We start from the raw sequence: 17,656 nt of genomic DNA on the forward strand, positions 1-17,656 counted from the left end.
CCCATAATTAATTATTGTGGAACAGGCATCTTGCCTGTTCAAAACAGGCTTTTCGGGAGATGACTATTACATTAAAAAACGTTTGAAAGTAACTTATAAATCAAGCGAAAAATAGCTGTTCCAGCGATCGCACCCAAAGCACCCAACCATCCCACAAACAACACGCCAGTGATCGGAGAATTCGGATAAATCGCAAGTGCCGCCGTCTGCAAAGCCGGGAAAAACCACAGCAAAGCCAGAGTACCTACACCAATAATCAACATCTCAGTTTGTTCGATCGCCCTGCGGTACTGCCCGTAAATCAAACCCGCCACAATCATCCCCAACAATCCGATACTCAAGCCAGGAGAGGGCAATAAACTCGTCAGGGCGATCGCCAGCAGCCCCCCCTCAAAACCCGTAAACGCCGCCCCCGACAAAACCTCCCAAATCGAAAAAGCCCCTCTCTGCGAAGGTTGCAGCCCTCCTGGAGGAGTCGCAGGAACCGGTATAGGAGGTGGCTGACTCGGTACAGGAGGCGGCTGAGTCGGTTGAATAGGTATCGGAGGCGGCGCTACCACGACTGTAGGTTGTTGAGAATGTTGTTGAGGCCGAGACATCAGAGCCGCTTCCACCTCACTCGCAGATTGAAAACGCTGGCTGGGAGCTGATAATAACATTCGATCGAGAACGTGAGCCAAACGCGAACTTACCTGCACCCGCGACTGCCAATTCCACTCGTTTCTGTAACTATCAAAAAGCTCCGTCGGCTGCAAACCACTCAGCAAAGTAATACAAGTCACAGCCAAAGCATACAAATCCGTTGCCGGATAAACTTCTTGCCCGCTCATCTGTTCTGGCGGAGCGTAACCCAAAGAATAAATACCAGTCGAAGCTTTTGCACTCCCAACACTTTGTGTTACTTGTTTAACCGCTCCAAAATCTAATAAATAAAGCCGACCATTTTTACCCCGCATAATATTAGCAGGTTTAATATCCCGGTGAATCGAACCGCGAGAGTGCACAAAATCGAGAACCTTCAAAATTTCCCGCAGCACCTCCACCGTTTCCGCCTCCGAAAACCTGCCTTTAACAGCTAATTCATCCTCCAAATTTTTACCGTCAATAAATTCTTGAACCAGATAGAAAAACTGATCGTTTTTTCCCGGCTGAAAACTCGTAACAGTCAGCTCAAAAAAAGCCAGCAAACTCGGAATTTGGGAATGTTCGTTTCCCAGTTCTTCCAGCACCGCCGCTTCCCGTTCAAACAGAGTTTGAGCGATTTTTAGCTGTGGCGGAGTCAGATTTACCGACGGTTGCAAAAGTTTAGCCACGCATTGTCGCATCGCCGGAGTATAACGGTCTCTCGCCAAAAACGCCGCCCCAAAACCGCCTTGGCCCAACAACCTCACGGGCAAATAGCGGCCGCTCAAAATCAGGGGCATCCCGCAAGTCGTGCAAAACTTTTGCTGCACGGTTTTCAGCAGCGAACTGTCATCGAGGTCGGGAAAATTGTTTTGAGGGCGCGGGCAGCCCGGTCGGGTGCAGTAAACTTCCATTTTTGTTTGCTAAGAAGAAGGAAGAGGGAAGAAGGAAAAGGGAAGAAGAAAAAGGGAAGAAGGAAGAAAAAGTGATGGTTAAACCAGATTTCGATTTCTCAACTAACCGCGAACTGCTAACTGCCAGCGACCTAAGAGATTAACTTCCCGCCGAGTTGGGAGTTGCTATTTCTATGAATCCCAAATCTAGCGCTGGGGGTTCTTTCTTCTCCGGGATGGTCGAATAAGTAGCAAACTGGGGCAAAATTTCATTGCTGAAAGCCTCTGCTGCTTTAGAACGGTAGCGGTTGGGGTTGTAAATCAGCGACAAAATGCGAGTTACTAAAACTTCGTCCATTTGAGATTTGTGCAAGACGCCCATGAGCAACTCTTTTTCGATCGCCGAAACCGAGACAAAAGCAGCTCCCAGCCCCGACTGAACGGCATTTTTAATTGCTTCGATCGAATTTAGTTCCATCTCTATTTTCAAGCGGCGCGTGTCTATGCCGCAACGAGTCAGTACCTGATCGATTACTTTGCGGATCGTAGACTGCGAATCGAGGGATATAAACTGCAATTTGTAAAGGTCTTCTTTTTGGATACTTTCTTGTTGTACCATCGGGTGGGACGGAGGGAGAATCAGAGCCAGTTCGTCCTCAGCGTAAGGAACAATTTCTAAAGCTTCTACAAGTTCGGTAGGAATCTCTCCGCCAACAATTGCCAAATCGATTTGCCCGTTGGCCACACTCCACGCCGTGCGGCGAGTCGAGTGAACGTGAAGCTGTACTGCTACATCCGGGTACTTTTGGCGAAACATTCCAATCATCCGGGGCAGCAAATAGGTTCCCGTTGTTTGAGAAGCGCCGACGATCAAAGTACCGCCTTGGAGATTTTGCAAGTCTTCCAGAGCTCGACAAGTTTCCTGGCAAAGCGATAAAATTTTCTCGCCGTAACTCAGCAGCAGGTGTCCGGCTTCGGTCAGTTGCGCCCGCCGCCCCCCCCGGTCAAACAGCGGCACGTCCAACTGTCTCTCTAAGTTTTGCACCTGCAAGCTAACTGCTGGCTGGGATACATAGAGGCTGTCAGCGGCGCGTTTGAAGCTTCCTTCAGACGCGATCGCCTTGAGAATGCGTAACTGGTCTAAAGTGAAAGGAAGGTCAGACATATATCTAAATTGTCAGTTGTCAGTTGTCAGTTGTCAGTTGACGGTTGACGGTTGACTGTAGGCAGCGAACAGCAAACAGCGAACAGTCAACAGCGAACAGTCAACAGCGAACAGCGAACAGTCAACAGTCAACAGCGAACAGTGAACAGTTAACTGACTGATAACCGCTGAATGCTCCCATAGATACTTTGTGACACAAATTGGCCGAGAATCAATAACTTTTCTTAATATTTGCAATGACGATCGACTTGGCGCTCGACTCCCACTTAGTTATTCTGGGCCTGTTACTGGTTTTTGCGATCGCCCACAGCGGTTTAGCAGCCCTCCGGCCAAAAGGTGAAAAGCTGATCGGGGCGAGACTTTACCGCGTTTTTTTTGCCCTTGTCAGTTTGCCGCTGGCCGTCATTCTGGTTGTCTACTTTTTCAACCACCGCTACGACGGCGTACAACTTTGGCAAGTACAGGGAGTACCCGGAGTTAAACCCGCAGTTTGGATACTTTCGGCAATTTCCTTTCTGTTTCTCTACCCAGCAACTTTCAACCTCCTAGAAATTGCCGCCGTCCAAAAGCCCCAAGTTCATCTCTACGAAGCCGGCATCATTCGCATCACCCGCCACCCGCAAATGGTGGGACAGGTGATTTGGTGTGTCGCCCACACCCTGTGGATTGGCACTAGCTTTACCCTCGTCACTTCCATCGGTTTGGTACTTCACCACCTGTTCGGAGTGTGGCACGGCGACAAGCGGCTTCAGGCTCGTTTTGGGGATTCCTTTGAAACCATCAAATCTCGAACCTCAATTATTCCTTTTTTGGCAATCCTGCAAAAGCGTCAAACCCTTGATTTGCTAGAGTTTCTGCGCCCTTCCTACGTGGGTGTAGTCATTTTTACCGGTTTGCTGTGGAAAATTCATCCTTTTTTGATGCGTGTCACTAGGAACATATACTGGTAGCATGATCCCTAGGATAGAAAAAAAATTATTAAATTTTGAGGGCTCATGGTGTTGTCGGTTAGCGAACGCACTTTTGCACAAGAGGTGTTTCAAGCCTCTACCCCCGTTTTAGTTCACTTTTCGGCTCCTTGGTGCGGTTTGTGCCGCGCGATCGATCCCACGCTTAAGACTTTTGAGGCACAGTGGGCAGAAAAAGTCAAGCTCGTAGGGGTGAATGCCGATCAATGTTTCAAGTTGGCCCACACTTATCGGCTGACAAGTCTGCCCACGCTGATTTTGTTTGAGGGCGATAAAGTTCGATTTAGATTTGAAGAGTTCCAAGGGCGGGAGGAACTGCAGCGGACTCTGGATTCCTGGATGGTAGTCGCTCAAATTTCTTCCCAAACTCAACGCCTGCAACCGGAAGTAGTTAACAGGTAACGGCTGCAAGCCATTCGGCTTTTAGGTAGAAAGCAGAAAGCAATTCCTGATTTGTCGATCGGCCACCTGAGAGCCACATCTGGCAGTCCTGAACGCAGAAACAGTGTTTTTTACAAAAAAAATATAGTGTGCAGCGCCAGGATATCGGTTAAAAAACCCGGTTTCTTGATTCCTGTCCGTCCCAGACTGTCTCGATTTGTCAATCTATATTTTGGCAGAAATTTAAGGGGAACTAGATCGATCGACTCGATCGGGAAAATAGGGAGTAGGTCTCAAGCGTTGTCGATCGACAACGCTTGAGAATTACCACAAGTATTTCTGCCGGGTCGCGCAGGCGTGTGTCACAATTGTTTACAGTTTTGGCAATATCTAGTAGAAACTTTAAACTACCTATCAGTCATGGAACTGCTTTATCAATATGCTTGGCTGATTCCTGTCCTGCCACTGGCAGGCGCAATGCTAGTAGGTCTAGGCTTAATCACCTTTAACCAGGCAACCAACAAACTCCGACAAGCGAATGCGATATTAATCGTGTCCGCACTCGGAGGGTCAATGGTACTCTCTTTCGCATTGCTGTGGAGTCAACTACAGGGCCACGCACCCTACACCCGCACTATTCAGTGGGCTTCTGCAGGCGACTTCTCGCTGAATATGGGCTATATCATCGACCCCCTGACGGCGGTAATGCTGGCGATCGTCACTACGGTCGCCCTTCTGGTGATGATTTACACCGACGGCTACATGGCTCACGATGACGGGTACGTGCGCTTTTACGCCTACCTGAGCATCTTCAGCGCGTCCATGTTGGGTCTCGTAATCAGTCCGAACATCGTTCAGATTTACATTTTCTGGGAACTGGTAGGTATGTGTTCGTACCTGCTAGTCGGATTTTGGTACGATCGCAAACCCGCTGCTGACGCCTGCCAAAAAGCCTTCGTCACCAACCGCGTCGGCGACTTCGGCCTACTGCTGGGCATCCTCGGCATTTACTGGGCCACCGGCAGCTTTGAATTTAGCGTGATGGGCGAACGCCTGCACTCATTAGTCGAATCCGGCGCCCTCAGCGCAACTTTGGCGACAATCTTCGGCGTCCTCATATTTTTGGGGCCAGCAGCCAAATCCGCTCAGTTCCCCCTCCACGTCTGGCTGCCAGACGCAATGGAAGGCCCGACACCAATTTCTGCTCTGATCCACGCTGCGACAATGGTAGCCGCCGGCGTATTCCTGATCGCTCGGATGTACCCAGTGTTTGAAGGGTTGCCGGTAGTCATGAATTTGATCGCCTGCACCGGCTGTTTTACGGCATTTATGGGCGCTTCGATCGCGATTACCCAAAATGACATCAAAAAAGGCCTCGCCTACTCCACCATCTCCCAACTCGGCTACATGGTGATGGCAATGGGAATCGGCGCTTACAGTGCCGGACTTTTCCACTTGATGACTCACGCTTATTTCAAAGCAATGCTGTTCCTGTGTTCAGGTTCAGTGATTCACGGGATGGAAGCAGTTGTAGGCCACAACCCCGCACTCGCTCAAGATATGCGAGTCATGGGCGGCTTGCGGAAATATATGCCGATTACCGCTTCTTGCTTTTTAATCGGAAATTTGGCAATCTGCGGCATTCCCCCGTTTGCTGGTTTTTGGTCAAAAGACGAAATCCTCGCCAGCGCCTTCGCAGCAAATCCCGCTCTGTGGGCTGTTAGCTGGTTGACAGCCGGGATGACCGCGTTTTATATGTTCCGAATGTATTTCAGCACCTTTGAGGGCGAATTCCGGGGCAATGACAGCGCCATCAAGCGGCAACTCTTGCAACCCGGTGTTGTTTTTGGCCCCGGAGCGATGAACGTTAAGGAATTGGCCTCAACTGGCGACAGTCACGATGAGCACGACCATTTGCCTCACGAATCTCCTCTGACAATGGCTCTGCCGTTAGTCTTGCTGGCAGTACCTTCTGTGTTTATCGGTTTTCTCGGTACGCCGTTTGCCAATTATTTCGAGCAGTTTGTTCGCGCTCCAGGCGAGTCTCTCGAAGAAGTTTTGGAACACGCTGCTGAGTTCAATTTGACGGAATTTTTGATTATGGGGGGAAGCTCTGTAGGTATTGCTTTGCTAGGCATTACTTTGGCTTCTCTGATGTATTTGAGCCGTAAAATTGACGCAAGTGCGATCGCCCAAAAAATCAAACCGCTTTACGAGTTCTCCCTCAACAAGTGGTATCTCGACGATATCAACGAATTTCTCTTTGTCAAAGGCAGCCGCCGTTTGGCGCGGCAAGTCATGGAAGTGGATTTGCGAGTCGTCGATGGTTTAGTCAACTTGACAGGGTTTCTCACCCTGGTTAGCGGCGAAGGTTTGAAATACTTTGAGAGCGGTCGCGCTCAATTTTATGCCCTGATTGTGTTTGTCGCAGTTCTGGGTTTTGCGATCGTTTCTGGAGTCAGTTAAATCTGTAGGGAAACGGCATTGTCCATTGGTGTCAACTTTCCCGGTAAAACCGATAGTCCGACAGGGAATGAATTCCCTGTCTCAAAGCTAAAGTCCTCTTAAGAGGACTGAAGAACTCCTTAAACCTCTTATTGTGGAACAGGCATCTTGCCTGTTCAATACTGGCTTTTTTGGAGATATCTATTAGTCCTCTTGAGAGGACTTTCGCTATTAGCCAGGGAATTCATTCCCTGGCGGACCCGCGGAATTGCAGATGATCGGCTGAAGTTGACACCAATGGGAAATGCCATTTCCCGCCAGAAGATATTTTAAGAACGGGTATTAGCTCAATAACTCACAATTGACAATTAGCCAATAGAAATAAATCTTTGATTAAACTTAACTGTTGCGATCGGATAATTTATCAAAATAATAGCAAAAAATTTTGTGTCGTATAAAGAAAGTATAAAATTTAGACTAAAATTGGCAAAAGGTGTTTAAACCTAATAACTGATGGCTCATTTTAAAACGCAATGGATACAGCTAACTTTCCCTGGTTAACAACAACAATTCTGTTTCCCATTGCTGCGTCCTTGCTGATTCCTTTAATTCCCGATAAGGATGGCAAGACGGTGCGGTGGTATGCCCTAATTGTCGGTTTGATCGATTTTGCCCTACTTGTTTACGCTTTTTACACTCAGTACGACTTCAGCAATCCAGATTTGCAACTGGTAGAAAGTTATACTTGGGTGCAGCAACTCGATTTGAATTGGTCTGTGGGTGCTGACGGTTTATCGATGCCGCTGATTTTGCTGACTGGTTTTATTACTACTCTGGCTACTTTAGCTGCTTGGCCGGTCACATTTAAACCGAAGCTTTTTTACTTTTTGATGCTGACAATGTACGGCGGCCAAATCGCAGTTTTTGCCGTCCAGGATATGTTGCTGTTTTTCCTAGTTTGGGAACTGGAATTAGTCCCGATTTACCTGATTTTGTCAATCTGGGGCGGCAAGAAGCGCCTCTACGCAGCAACTAAGTTTATTCTATACACCGCAGGCGGTTCGCTGTTTATTTTGCTGGGCGGGCTGACGATGGCGTTTTACGGCGATACGGTGACTTTCGATATGCGGGCGATCGCAGCTAAAGATTACGCCCCCAATGTAGAATTGCTTCTGTACTCAGGTTTCTTGATAGCTTACGGCGTCAAACTGCCAATTTTTCCCTTGCACACTTGGCTCCCTGACGCTCACGGGGAAGCAACCGCACCCGCCCACATGTTGCTAGCAGGAATTCTGCTAAAAATGGGCGGCTACGCTTTGCTGCGGATGAATGCGGGAATGCTCCCCGATGCTCACGCTGTCTTCGCACCCATCTTGGTAATTTTGGGTGTGGTAAATATTGTTTACGCGGCATTAACTTCTTTTGCTCAGCGCAATTTGAAGCGGAAAATTGCTTATTCTTCGATTTCGCACATGGGGTTTGTGCTGATTGGGATAGCTTCGTTTACCGATTTGGGAACTAGCGGTGCAATGCTGCAAATGGTTTCCCACGGTTTAATCGGGGCGAGTTTGTTCTTCATGGTGGGTTGCACTTACGATCGCACTCACACGCTCATGCTCGACGAAATGGGCGGTGTAGGAAACAAAATGCGTAAGGTTTTCGCGATGTGGACTGCTTGTTCTATGGCTTCTTTGGCTTTGCCGGGAATGAGCGGTTTTGTAGCAGAATTGATGGTGTTTGTGGGTTTTGCAACCAGCGATGCTTACAATCCTGTGTTTAAGGTTTGTGTGGTATTTCTAGCTGCTGTCGGGGTGATTTTGACTCCAATTTATCTCCTGTCGATGCTGCGTGAAATCTTCTACGGCCCTGAAAATAAGGAATTGTCGGAACACGAAGAGTTGGTGGATGCGGAACCGCGAGAAGTTTTTATTATTGCGGCTCTGTTAGTGCCGATTATTGGCATTGGTTTGTATCCGAAGATGCTGACTCAGGTTTACGATGCGACTACTGTACAGTTGACTGCAAAGTTGCGCGATTCTGTGCCGTCGCTTGTGGCTAAGGCTGCTGCGGATAAAACTGTGTCTCTGCGTGCTCCGGCGATCGAGCCGAGCAAGTTGTAATTTGAACGAGATTTAGGAATAAAACCCCCAAACCCGATTTTAAAACGGGTTTGGGGGTTTTCTATTTTTTCGAGACTAATCAGGGAAACTTTGGTTCTCAAGCAATCTGGAGTTTGGGTTGGGAAAAAAAGTGGGTATGCGGTCAAGGAGTGCGAGCGGAGTGTTAGACAGCAAGAGCGGTACAATTAACGGTATAATTAATAGTTAGGTGGCTTAGTCTGTATGTAAGGGCATTGCCGAAAGATTACCTGTAATCATCGAGTCTCAAGCTATAATTGATCAAGCGTAGATTATGAATTCTCCTATGAGCGCCACCCTAAAGTTTGAGCTTCTAGCACTCGATACACTTGAGCAGTCTGTCATTCAATCAGAACTCAATCTTCTACATTCACTTCTCTCAATTGGTTCATTATGGAACACAGCATCCATTGATGAGCAAAATCTAAAAATAGTTGATGGCGATGTGACTCTTGAAGCTAGGCGAGTAAAAGGTGATGCGGAATCCAGAATAGATATCAACAAGGCATTTTTCATCACAGTGTCGGGAAGCTATGACTGGCTAGAGCCAAGGCGGAAAGTGCTCGTAGAATTTCTAGACAAGCAAAGTTTTGATTATTTATATGTCCTGATGGATCAGGTTTCTGAACAAATCGCACAAGAACTTTATCCGCTCATCTACAGGGTTGAAAATATTCTTCGGGCATATATCGTTAAGTTTATGACTACACGAGTGGGTCCTAAGTGGTGGGAAATTACAGCCACAAGTGATCTAAATCAAAAAGTCAAAAATAGAAAAAACAATGAAAAAGAATTTTCTCAGCATATTGATAACAAGGCTTATCTCATAGATTTTGGTGATTTAGGTAAATTGATCTACGCACACTCGTCAGGATTTACGAGTCAAGAAGATATAATCCGCAAAATTTCTAACCTTGAAGAAACTACTGAAGCTATTAAACGCCTCAAAGAAGAAATCAAAAGTAATTATCAGCGCTTCTTTAAAGAATCATTTAAAGATAAAAACTTTCAGGAAAAGTGGGAGGAGCTTGAAAAAATTAGGCATAAAGTAGCTCATAACAACTTGTTTACTAATTCTGATCTTGAGAGAGGTAAGCAGTTATCAAACGAGCTTTTTGAAATCACTAATAATGCTATTGATAGTGTCGATCAAGTAACGCTACGCTCTGAGGAGCGGGAAGCTATTCGAGACAGCTTTGCATCTCAGGGAATGTTCACGGAAATTTCAGAAGGAGAGTTGGTTGAAGAGCTACAGCAGCAAGAAGCCTACTACTCACAGCGTAGCAATGGCTTCGTGAGTCTTTCTAAGTTTGTTAAAGGACATCTTGCAAGTAAAGGTTACGATGTATTGTCTGCGTACAAACTCATTGAAGAGTTGCAGGCTCAGGGTAAAGTGGAAATATATTCAGTAAATAATCCTTACAGTGACTACAAAACGGCATCAATTCGTCGGATGTTGCATTTGCCAGCCACCTAGCACCTCCGGTGCAGCGGACGGAAGGGAGATAAGCTGCTACGCAGCTAAACCGGATAAAATAGCATTGCCTTTATTTTTGATTTTTCGCTCCCATTTGATAACCATTTCTCCTTCATTTAATAATCTATGTAGTAATTCTGACAATTCTTCTACTGACTTAAACAGTCGATGTGCTATATATTCTTTCGCTGAATGCCAGACCAATTCAATCAAATTATAATCGGGGCTGTAAGGTGGCAAAAATTCTAAAATAATATGAGGCATTTCGGCTGATATTTGGCTCAGAATATCTTTCTTTTTATGAAAACTAGCATTGTCTAAAATAATTACAATCTTTATTCCTGATTCGGCAAAACTTTCAGCTTGATTACCCAGTTCTCTCCATTCTTGGACAATCGAATCATTTAAGGCATTAATTTGCTCATAAAACGTATTCGAGTCTCCTTTTTTTATTACAAAATTTAACCTTTTTTTGTCATAATATCTCAATCCACCCATGATATTTACTCTGCCTCTTCTCCTTTGACCTGTGATTTTTTTCCGACTACCTTTTTTACCCCAAGTTTTTCTTCTTATCACTCGCAAGCTAAATCCACTTTCGTCCCAAAACCATACCTGTAAAAGCTCTGGGGTTTGTTTTGTTATTTTTAAATACTCGGATAGCTTCTGTTTAAATACTTCTCTTTCAACGGGATTTTGTTTGTCCTCTAAACTATATTTAGCCCAAATGTAAACGTATTTTTTTTTATGTAATATCCTGGATATTTGGGAACCACTCAATTTAATTCCTGTGACTTTTTCTAAATATGTTGCTAGTCTGGCTGCCGTCCATCTCCCAAATTCATATCCATATTCTGCCGGAGCTTTATCGATTGTATCTATCAATATTTTTTCATACTCTGGAGTGACTTTGCGAAAATTACCTTGGCTTCTTTTATCTAAAAAACTATCCAAATTATCTGGGTCGCCATGAACTGACCAATAAGCTACCGTTGTGTAAGCAATCTCCATGAATTCACTGATTTGTTGATAACTTTTTCCGTCATTTATTAGCAATAAGATTAGAACTTTTTCCCTCACATAATTATCCTCAGACTCTTTTAATAGTTTAATGAGTCTCTGTTTTTGATTTTGAGATAGATGGTTTTTGGCTGGCATACATTATAACTAATTATCGCTTATTTTATATTTATATTATACAATCTAGCTGCGTATCAGCTTATCAGAGAGCGATCGCCCTTCAATTCGGTGCGATCCCTCTCTTAATTTCTAGCGTTATTGTTCTGCCAAGAGTGCGATATCTGTCAAGGGCGATCGCACCCTCGCAAGTTGTAATTTGAACCGGATGCGCGGAATAAAACCCCAAAACCTCTATTATTAAACGGGTGTTGGGGTTTTCTATATTTTTTAGGGCGATCGAGCTTTTAGGATTTTTATTACTTTTGTTTTGCCCGAACCCAGTAAGTTTTGAAGCAAGGCGCTAAAATCCAATTCAGATAGCTATTAAAATACAGATTGCAAGCTTATTGGCTGTCTAGAATGCAAAATCAAGAGTCACCTATTGTTTTCGATCGAGAACGCGCTTCTTCCTACGACAAAAGATTCGCTAAATTGGCTCCGATGCGCGACGCACTTCATTTACTGATCGGCCTGGTACTTTCCGAACTTCCTGCAGATGCACGGATTCTCTGTGTCGGCGCAGGAACCGGCTTGGAATTGATTTATCTCGCCGAAACATTTCCACAGTGGCAGTTTACTGCGGTAGAGCCTGCGGCACCGATGCTTGACATCTGTCGCCAACGCGCCGAAGAGTGTGGTATCGCGTCACGTTGCACTTTTCACGAAGGCTATCTCGATTCACTGCCCGCATCGCACTCTTTTGATGCGGCGACTTGCCTTCTGGTTTCTCACTTCTTTATGCAACAAGATGAGCGGCGCAACTTTTTTAGTCAAATTGCTTCACGACTTTGCCCTAACGGATATTTGGTCAGTGCGGATCTGGCTTCCGATATGTCTACTTCAGCGTACCAAAGCCTTTCCGAGGTTTGGCTGCGAATGCTGAGGTATGCCGAAGTGCCTGCTGAGGAGATTGAAAAGTTTCGTGATTCTTATGGTCGAAATACTGCTGTGCTACCGCCAATTGAAGTCGAATCAATAATTGCATCCAGCGGCTTTGATACACCTGTATTGTTCTTACAAACCCTGCTCATTCATGCCTGGTATGCTAGGCGAACACCACCCTCGCTAGAAGTGTAGTTATCAACAGCAGCCCAAAAATCTCGTGAAGTGGATGGACAAAAACCAAGTGTGACGTTGCAAAGTTTTCTGGAAGCCCCAGAACCGAGTCGCGCCGAAGAGCGATCGCAATACCCAATACTTCAAAATTACCATTTGGTAGATCGCCCTTCAATTCGGTGCGATCGCTCTCTTAGTTTCTAGCCTGATTATTCTGCCAAGAGTCCGATCTTTGTCAAGGGCGATCGCACCGAGCAAGTTTTGATTCGATCGGGTTCTTATATAGCAATCCTAAATGATTTTCTATATCTAGAGCAATCCTAAATGATTTTCTGTGGGTAAGTATATTGACGTATTTTGGGGAAATCAAATTTATGTTCGTTAGTAAAAAACTCAAACAGAAACTTGACAATCTTAAAAGACCTACATAAATACCAATACTTTCTTAAAAAGTTTTTAGCTTGTAACCAAATATCTTCAACGGGGTTCTGTTGGGGAGCATTGGGAGCAAATAAAATACAAGTAATTGACCAATTAGCAGGTTCTTTGGCAGCATTGAGTTCTAATAAAAAGTCTCTAAATTCTCCATATTTATGATAACTAGCTCCATCCCAAATCAAGATAATCTTGCGATTTTTATATTTATCTTGTAAGTATTTTATGAATTTAACTGTTGATTTTCCATCACCAGATGGATGGCTCTGAACATGGAATTCTTTGCTTTGATAATTGAGTGCGCCAAAATAAGTTTGTCTATCTTTTTCATTGGTAATTGGGACTTCAATTCGGATTTGGGATTGACCCCAAACATAACCAGTCAGATCACCATGAAGTAGATGACATTCATCTAAAAACAATACTATTATTTCCCCAGACTCTATACCAGCCTTGTTTTTAAATAAAATATCGTTAATTTCTTCCGTCTTTTTTTTTACCAGTTCTTTATCAAATTTAGGATTAATTTTTTGAGTTTTTTTCCAACTAATTTTCGCCCGGTCAAAAAGTTCATAGTAACTCTGTTTTGATTTATATATCACACCAAATTCTTGTTCTAAATAAGTAACTAGCTCATCTAAATTCCAATATTCTTTATTTCTTAACCACTCGATTACTTCAGTATTTTGTAGAGCTGTTAAATACCCTTTTGACCCTTTATGTCCTAGTTTGATTCCGGCGATGCCTTTGGTTTTAAATTGTTTTTTCCAATAACCAATAAAAAAATTACTTACACCTAAAATTTTGCTGATCTCATGGTAGATATTACCTGAGAGCGCCATCCTTACAGCTATTGCTCGTTTTAGTTCTCTGGCATCTATATCGCTTTTAATGAAAGATTCTAAACAATCTATTTCTTTTTGCCTATCTTTTTGTTGCAGTTGTAAGTTATTCATTTTTTTATGGTCACGATCGAGTATTGCATATAATTGTATCACAATCATGATAATGATTTAGGATTGCTATAGGCAAAAAACATAGCAATAAAACCCCCAAATTAGGTTTAAAAATGGGGTTTGGGGGAATTCGTTGAGGCTGGGAAGCATTCTCATCCGGCTGATATCGTTACCGATCGCGATCTTGGACGGAATTTTCTCATGTAAATGAAGCGTGGATTGCAGCGGGCCAGGAACCGCCAGAGCAACGAACCCCTCAACTCCAGGAAGCGATTCGCATCGCAAAATCGGCGTTCTGTAGAAGTTCTCACCACATTTGCCTGCAGATGAATCGGTGAATTCTTATGTGCGGGAATCAGCGACGATTTCTTGATTTTGGTTGGATTTGGTAATGAATTATAAGCGAGGAGAACAGTTCTATTTTACATTTGTTTTGGGCGTTTTTTCAGGGAATGACATCCAGAAAAGTTCTTGCTATCATCGACGAACAAGAGCATTGAGGCTGCATAGATGACTGGCAAAGCTCAGACCGGAACTAGACAATTATTGCGTAGGTATTGGTTGACCTTAACGAAATGGCGATCGCTCAGTGTCCTCTGCGTTTTTACACTGGCGGTTAGCCTGATTGTGAATGCTTGTAGCCTTGCACCACAGCAACTAGCTCCTTTGCGCGTTGGCATCACCACTTGGGCAGGATTTGATATTGTACTTTATGCTCAGGAAGCAGGCTTATTCAAACAGCGCGGATTGGACGTGCAACTAATTCGATTTGAGAATCAACAAGATTCGACTCGCGCCATGCTGCGCGGTACTCTAGACGCGACTTTTGTCTCTTTGTGGGATGTGGTGCAGTCTGATTCGCGTAGTGACAAGCCTGCGGTGCTGATGGTAACAAATATTTCTCATGGGGCTGATGGTATTGTTGCTCAACCTGCAATCAAGTCAGTGGCAAACCTTCGCGGTAAAAGAGTCGGAGCGAAACTGGGAACAGTGAATCATCTGATTTTATTGGAAGCCCTCAAGTTGCACCAGATTAAACCCGAAGAGGTCAAGATTGAAGATATTTCTAACGAAACAGCGGTTGATGTGATGCAGCAGGGACGTTTAGATGCCGCCGTGATCTGGCAACCGCTTCTAGGCGAAACTGCCCAAGCAATCAAGGGGAATATTATTTTTACCACTCAGGAAGTTGATAGTTTAGTTATTGATACGTTGGTTTCTAGGTCAGCTATTACTCCCACAAAGAAAGCTGAATTGAAGCAATTTATCCTTGCTTGGTTGGATATTATGAGTGCGGTGGAAACAAAGCCTAATGTCGTGTTTCAAAAAGTTGCTCAAAACCTGGGACAGAAGGGTGAGGCTTTTGCTAAAGATTACGCTGGTCTGAAAAAGGGTGATATTGCTATGCAAAAACAGATGTTTAAGTCTGGTCGCTTGTCAGAGGCGATCGCTCAAATGGCTAAACTATTGAAATCTGACCCCCGTGCCGGACGGATGCCGCGTCAGGATGTGGAGATTAACACTGAGATCGTAACTACAGCAATCAATGAATGGAAATTATGACGAAATTCCTGCATCCCCATAGCTTATCGCAGCGCTTGCTGGTTAGCGTTGGGTTGTCGATTACCACAGTTGGACTGGCAACTCTGGGACTTAACTATCGGCTGATGCAGTCTGACTTAGAAACGCAAGTTCATAACCGGGCTCAATCAATTACACAATCTCTGGAGTTTTCTACAGAAGGCTTAGTAGAGTTGGAGAATAAAAGCATTCTGCGACGGGTTGTGCAAAATTTTGCCACGATGCCCGGTGTGCTGGAAATTGCGATTGTCGATCCATCTGGAATGGCGATCGCGCGCAGCCCTCAGAATGCGACTAATCACCCATACACTTCGATCTATCCGCAACTCGCGCAAGCGATCGACCAAGCGGCAACCACAAGCGTCGAAGTCAGCTACGATATCGTACTAGATGGCAAGCCTGCGATCGCACAAATTATGCCTTTTAGCAGTACCTTATTTGGCACATCCCAACGACGGGGAGTAGCGATCGCGCTACTCGATCTCAACCAAATGAAGCAAGCTGCCGACAGAACTTTCATTACCTCAACATTGTTATTGCTAGTTGGCATCATCACAATTTTGTTACTCATGGCGATACTCCTTCAGAAGAATGTATTGCAACCCTTGCGGGACTTGACAGAAGCAGTTTTCCAAAGTAAAGAAACTGGCATCTTTCCTATGCCAAAGACGATTCCAGCTAACGAAATTCTATTTTTGGCAAGTACATTTGAGGAAGTATTCCGACAATTGGAAATCCACCAGCAACTCACCGCAGAAATAGCTCAACGGAAACAAATAGAAGTCACATTACGCGATAGCGAAGCCAGAGAACGAGACAAATCTCAGCAGCTTGAGCAGGCAATTGAGAATTTAAAACGAACGCAATTCCAACTGATTCAGACAGAAAAAATCTCATCCTTGGGGCAATTAGTTGCAGGAGTAGCCCATGAAATTAACAATCCGGTCGGCTTCATTCATAGCAATTTAATTCATGTACAATATTATGCTGACTGTCTATTAAATTTGGTACACTTATATCAAAAGCATTATCCAAACGCGATTGGCGAAATTGAGAAAGAAGCAGAAAATATTGAGCTGGATTTTTTGCAAGATGATTTACCTAAAATTCTGAGTTCTATGAGAATTGGTACCGATCGCATTCGCCAGATTGTGCTGTCACTCCGCAATTTTTCCCGAATGGATGAGTCAGAATTTAAAGAAGTTGATATCCATGAAGGAATTGATAGCACGCTGTTAATTTTGCAACATCGTCTCAAAGCGCGGCCGGAACATCCAGAAATTAAAGTCATTCGAGAATATGGTGATTTACCGCTAGTTGAGTGTTATGCCGGACAACTTAACCAAGTATTTATGAATATTTTGGCAAACGCTATTGATGCACTCGAACAAATAAATACTCAACGGGTAGCTTGCTCGATCGAGAAGCACCCATGTTGTATTACAATTTGTACCTCGGTGGTAGATTCGCAATCGGTTAAAATTGCGATCGCCGATAATGGCAAGGCAATTCCAGAATCAATTCAAACACAGATATTCAATCCATTTTTTACAACAAAGCCTGTAGGGAAGGGAACCGGAATGGGAATGGCGATTAGTTATCAGATTATTACTGAAAAACATGGTGGGACGCTTAGGTGTTTTTCAACGCCAGAAAAAGGGACGGAGTTTGAGATTTGTATTCCTGTTCAGCATTAGGGGTTGACTATGGGTAAATATTTGGTATAATTAATGCTTCTAATACTGTAAAAGGAAATCGTAAGTTGTCATTTTAGCCAAATATTTATGAAAGTCAAAGTCAAAAATCTTGGTGTTTTAAAGCAAGCCGAATTCACCCTTGGCGACCTAACAATTATTTGTGGTAGCAATAATACTGGTAAAACCTACGCTACTTATGCACTATTGGGCTTTTTGTTTAATTGGAAACAGATATTTTTTATCGAAATCAAAGACGATAAAATTGAGCAACTTCTTAATGACGGAGTAATTCGCGGCGTTGCATAATTAAAGGATGATATTGAGGTTAATCAGTATGGAATGTCCAGAATGCTTGCTCGACGAAAAGCAGTAAAAATGGACATAAAAGAGGCAAGCTTTCATTACCTCTGCCGCAATTGTGGCCGCCAATTTGTTGATCTACCGACAACCAATCGTGGCTATAACGATCAACTCAAATGAAATTTTTAGTCGGATGAGGATCATTCTTCATGAGAGAAAACGCGAGCTCGACTTTTCGGCACATTATATATAGTGTGCTTGCGTAAGTCCCGAATTGTCCTTAACCAAGTAACACAGGAAATAATTTGTCTAGCACCTTCCAAGGGAAGAGAGCATGATTTTAGGATATTCAAGCAGAGTA

At 44.2% G+C, this 17,656-nt stretch carries 15 protein-coding genes; 11 read left to right on the forward strand and 4 right to left on the reverse strand.

The features are described from left to right. Positions 1–71: 71 nt before the first annotated feature. Positions 72–1,538 carry a serine/threonine-protein kinase gene (locus D0A37_RS03605; protein ID WP_242721153.1) on the reverse strand — a complete coding sequence of 489 codons (1,467 nt, stop codon included), beginning with the start codon at positions 1,536–1,538 and terminating at the stop codon, positions 72–74. 2 nt (positions 1,539–1,540) lie between these two features. On the opposite strand from D0A37_RS03605, the gene D0A37_RS03610 reads away from it, so the two are divergent. Further along, positions 1,541–1,681: a hypothetical protein gene (locus D0A37_RS03610; RefSeq protein ID WP_242721156.1), complete on the forward strand. Its 141-nt coding sequence runs from the start codon at positions 1,541–1,543 to the stop codon at positions 1,679–1,681. Here the strand turns inward: D0A37_RS03610 and D0A37_RS03615 are convergent. Then, on the reverse strand, positions 1,678–2,682 hold the full coding sequence (locus tag D0A37_RS03615; RefSeq protein ID WP_242721159.1) for a LysR family transcriptional regulator: 1,005 nt from the start codon (positions 2,680–2,682) through the stop codon (positions 1,678–1,680). The two genes, D0A37_RS03610 and D0A37_RS03615, sit on opposite strands and share 4 nt — an antisense overlap. 236 nt (positions 2,683–2,918) lie before the next feature. On the opposite strand from D0A37_RS03615, the gene D0A37_RS03620 reads away from it, so the two are divergent. The 5 genes from D0A37_RS03620 (at position 2,919) to D0A37_RS03640 (ending at position 10,091) form a co-directional block, all read left to right on the forward strand. Next, the gene (locus D0A37_RS03620; protein WP_242721162.1) at positions 2,919–3,632 is read left to right on the forward strand and encodes an NnrU family protein; all 714 of its coding nucleotides are present in this window, start codon (positions 2,919–2,921) and stop codon (positions 3,630–3,632) included. Positions 3,633–3,677: 45 nt separating this feature from the next. Further along, positions 3,678–4,052 carry a thioredoxin family protein gene (locus tag D0A37_RS03625; RefSeq protein ID WP_242721165.1) on the forward strand — a complete coding sequence of 125 codons (375 nt, stop codon included), beginning with the start codon at positions 3,678–3,680 and terminating at the stop codon, positions 4,050–4,052. A gap of 399 nt (positions 4,053–4,451) precedes the next feature. Next, positions 4,452–6,497, forward strand: coding sequence for an NAD(P)H-quinone oxidoreductase subunit 5 (locus D0A37_RS03630; RefSeq protein WP_242721168.1), 2,046 nt, complete (start codon positions 4,452–4,454; stop codon positions 6,495–6,497). 512 nt (positions 6,498–7,009) lie between these two features. After that, positions 7,010–8,596, forward strand: coding sequence for a photosynthetic/respiratory NAD(P)H-quinone oxidoreductase subunit D1 (gene ndhD1, locus D0A37_RS03635; RefSeq protein WP_242721171.1), 1,587 nt, complete (start codon positions 7,010–7,012; stop codon positions 8,594–8,596). A 292-nt stretch (positions 8,597–8,888) separates the two neighbouring features. Next, a complete protein-coding gene (locus D0A37_RS03640) occupies positions 8,889–10,091 on the forward strand; it encodes a HEPN domain-containing protein (RefSeq protein WP_242721173.1) in 1,203 nt (400 codons plus the stop codon). A gap of 36 nt (positions 10,092–10,127) precedes the next feature. On the opposite strand, the gene D0A37_RS03645 is transcribed toward D0A37_RS03640, so the two are convergent. Beyond that, entirely contained in the window at positions 10,128–11,249 is a 1,122-nt protein-coding gene (locus D0A37_RS03645; RefSeq protein WP_242718222.1) for an IS630 family transposase, read from the reverse strand. Positions 11,250–11,606: 357 nt separating this feature from the next. On the opposite strand from D0A37_RS03645, the gene D0A37_RS03650 reads away from it, so the two are divergent. Both D0A37_RS03650 and D0A37_RS28890 read left to right on the forward strand, forming a co-directional pair. Then, positions 11,607–12,347 carry a class I SAM-dependent methyltransferase gene (locus D0A37_RS03650; protein ID WP_242721176.1) on the forward strand — a complete coding sequence of 247 codons (741 nt, stop codon included), beginning with the start codon at positions 11,607–11,609 and terminating at the stop codon, positions 12,345–12,347. 51 nt (positions 12,348–12,398) lie between these two features. Further along, the gene (locus D0A37_RS28890; RefSeq protein ID WP_278187153.1) at positions 12,399–12,530 is read left to right on the forward strand and encodes a hypothetical protein; all 132 of its coding nucleotides are present in this window, start codon (positions 12,399–12,401) and stop codon (positions 12,528–12,530) included. Between the two features lie 116 nt (positions 12,531–12,646). On the opposite strand, the gene D0A37_RS03655 is transcribed toward D0A37_RS28890, so the two are convergent. Beyond that, positions 12,647–13,717 (reverse strand): IS630 family transposase, encoded by a 1,071-nt coding sequence (locus D0A37_RS03655; RefSeq protein WP_242721201.1) that lies wholly within the window; start codon positions 13,715–13,717, stop codon positions 12,647–12,649. Positions 13,718–14,227: 510 nt separating this feature from the next. On the opposite strand from D0A37_RS03655, the gene D0A37_RS03660 reads away from it, so the two are divergent. The 3 genes from D0A37_RS03660 to D0A37_RS03670 all read left to right on the forward strand — a co-directional run bounded on the left by D0A37_RS03660 (position 14,228) and on the right by D0A37_RS03670 (position 17,301). Further along, positions 14,228–15,280, forward strand: coding sequence for an ABC transporter substrate-binding protein (locus D0A37_RS03660; protein WP_242721204.1), 1,053 nt, complete (start codon positions 14,228–14,230; stop codon positions 15,278–15,280). Continuing rightward, positions 15,277–16,995 (forward strand): sensor histidine kinase, encoded by a 1,719-nt coding sequence (locus tag D0A37_RS03665; protein WP_445242474.1) that lies wholly within the window; start codon positions 15,277–15,279, stop codon positions 16,993–16,995. The genes D0A37_RS03660 and D0A37_RS03665 overlap by 4 nt, the downstream gene beginning before the upstream one ends. An 87-nt stretch (positions 16,996–17,082) precedes the next feature. Further along, positions 17,083–17,301, forward strand: coding sequence for an AAA family ATPase (locus D0A37_RS03670; RefSeq protein WP_242721211.1), 219 nt, complete (start codon positions 17,083–17,085; stop codon positions 17,299–17,301). The last annotated feature ends 355 nt before the right edge of the window (positions 17,302–17,656 follow it).

Origin of the sequence: Microcoleus vaginatus HSN003 (assembly GCF_022701255.1) — a bacterium.
GTDB classification, from domain to species: Bacteria; Cyanobacteriota; Cyanobacteriia; order Cyanobacteriales; family Microcoleaceae; genus Microcoleus; species Microcoleus vaginatus_B.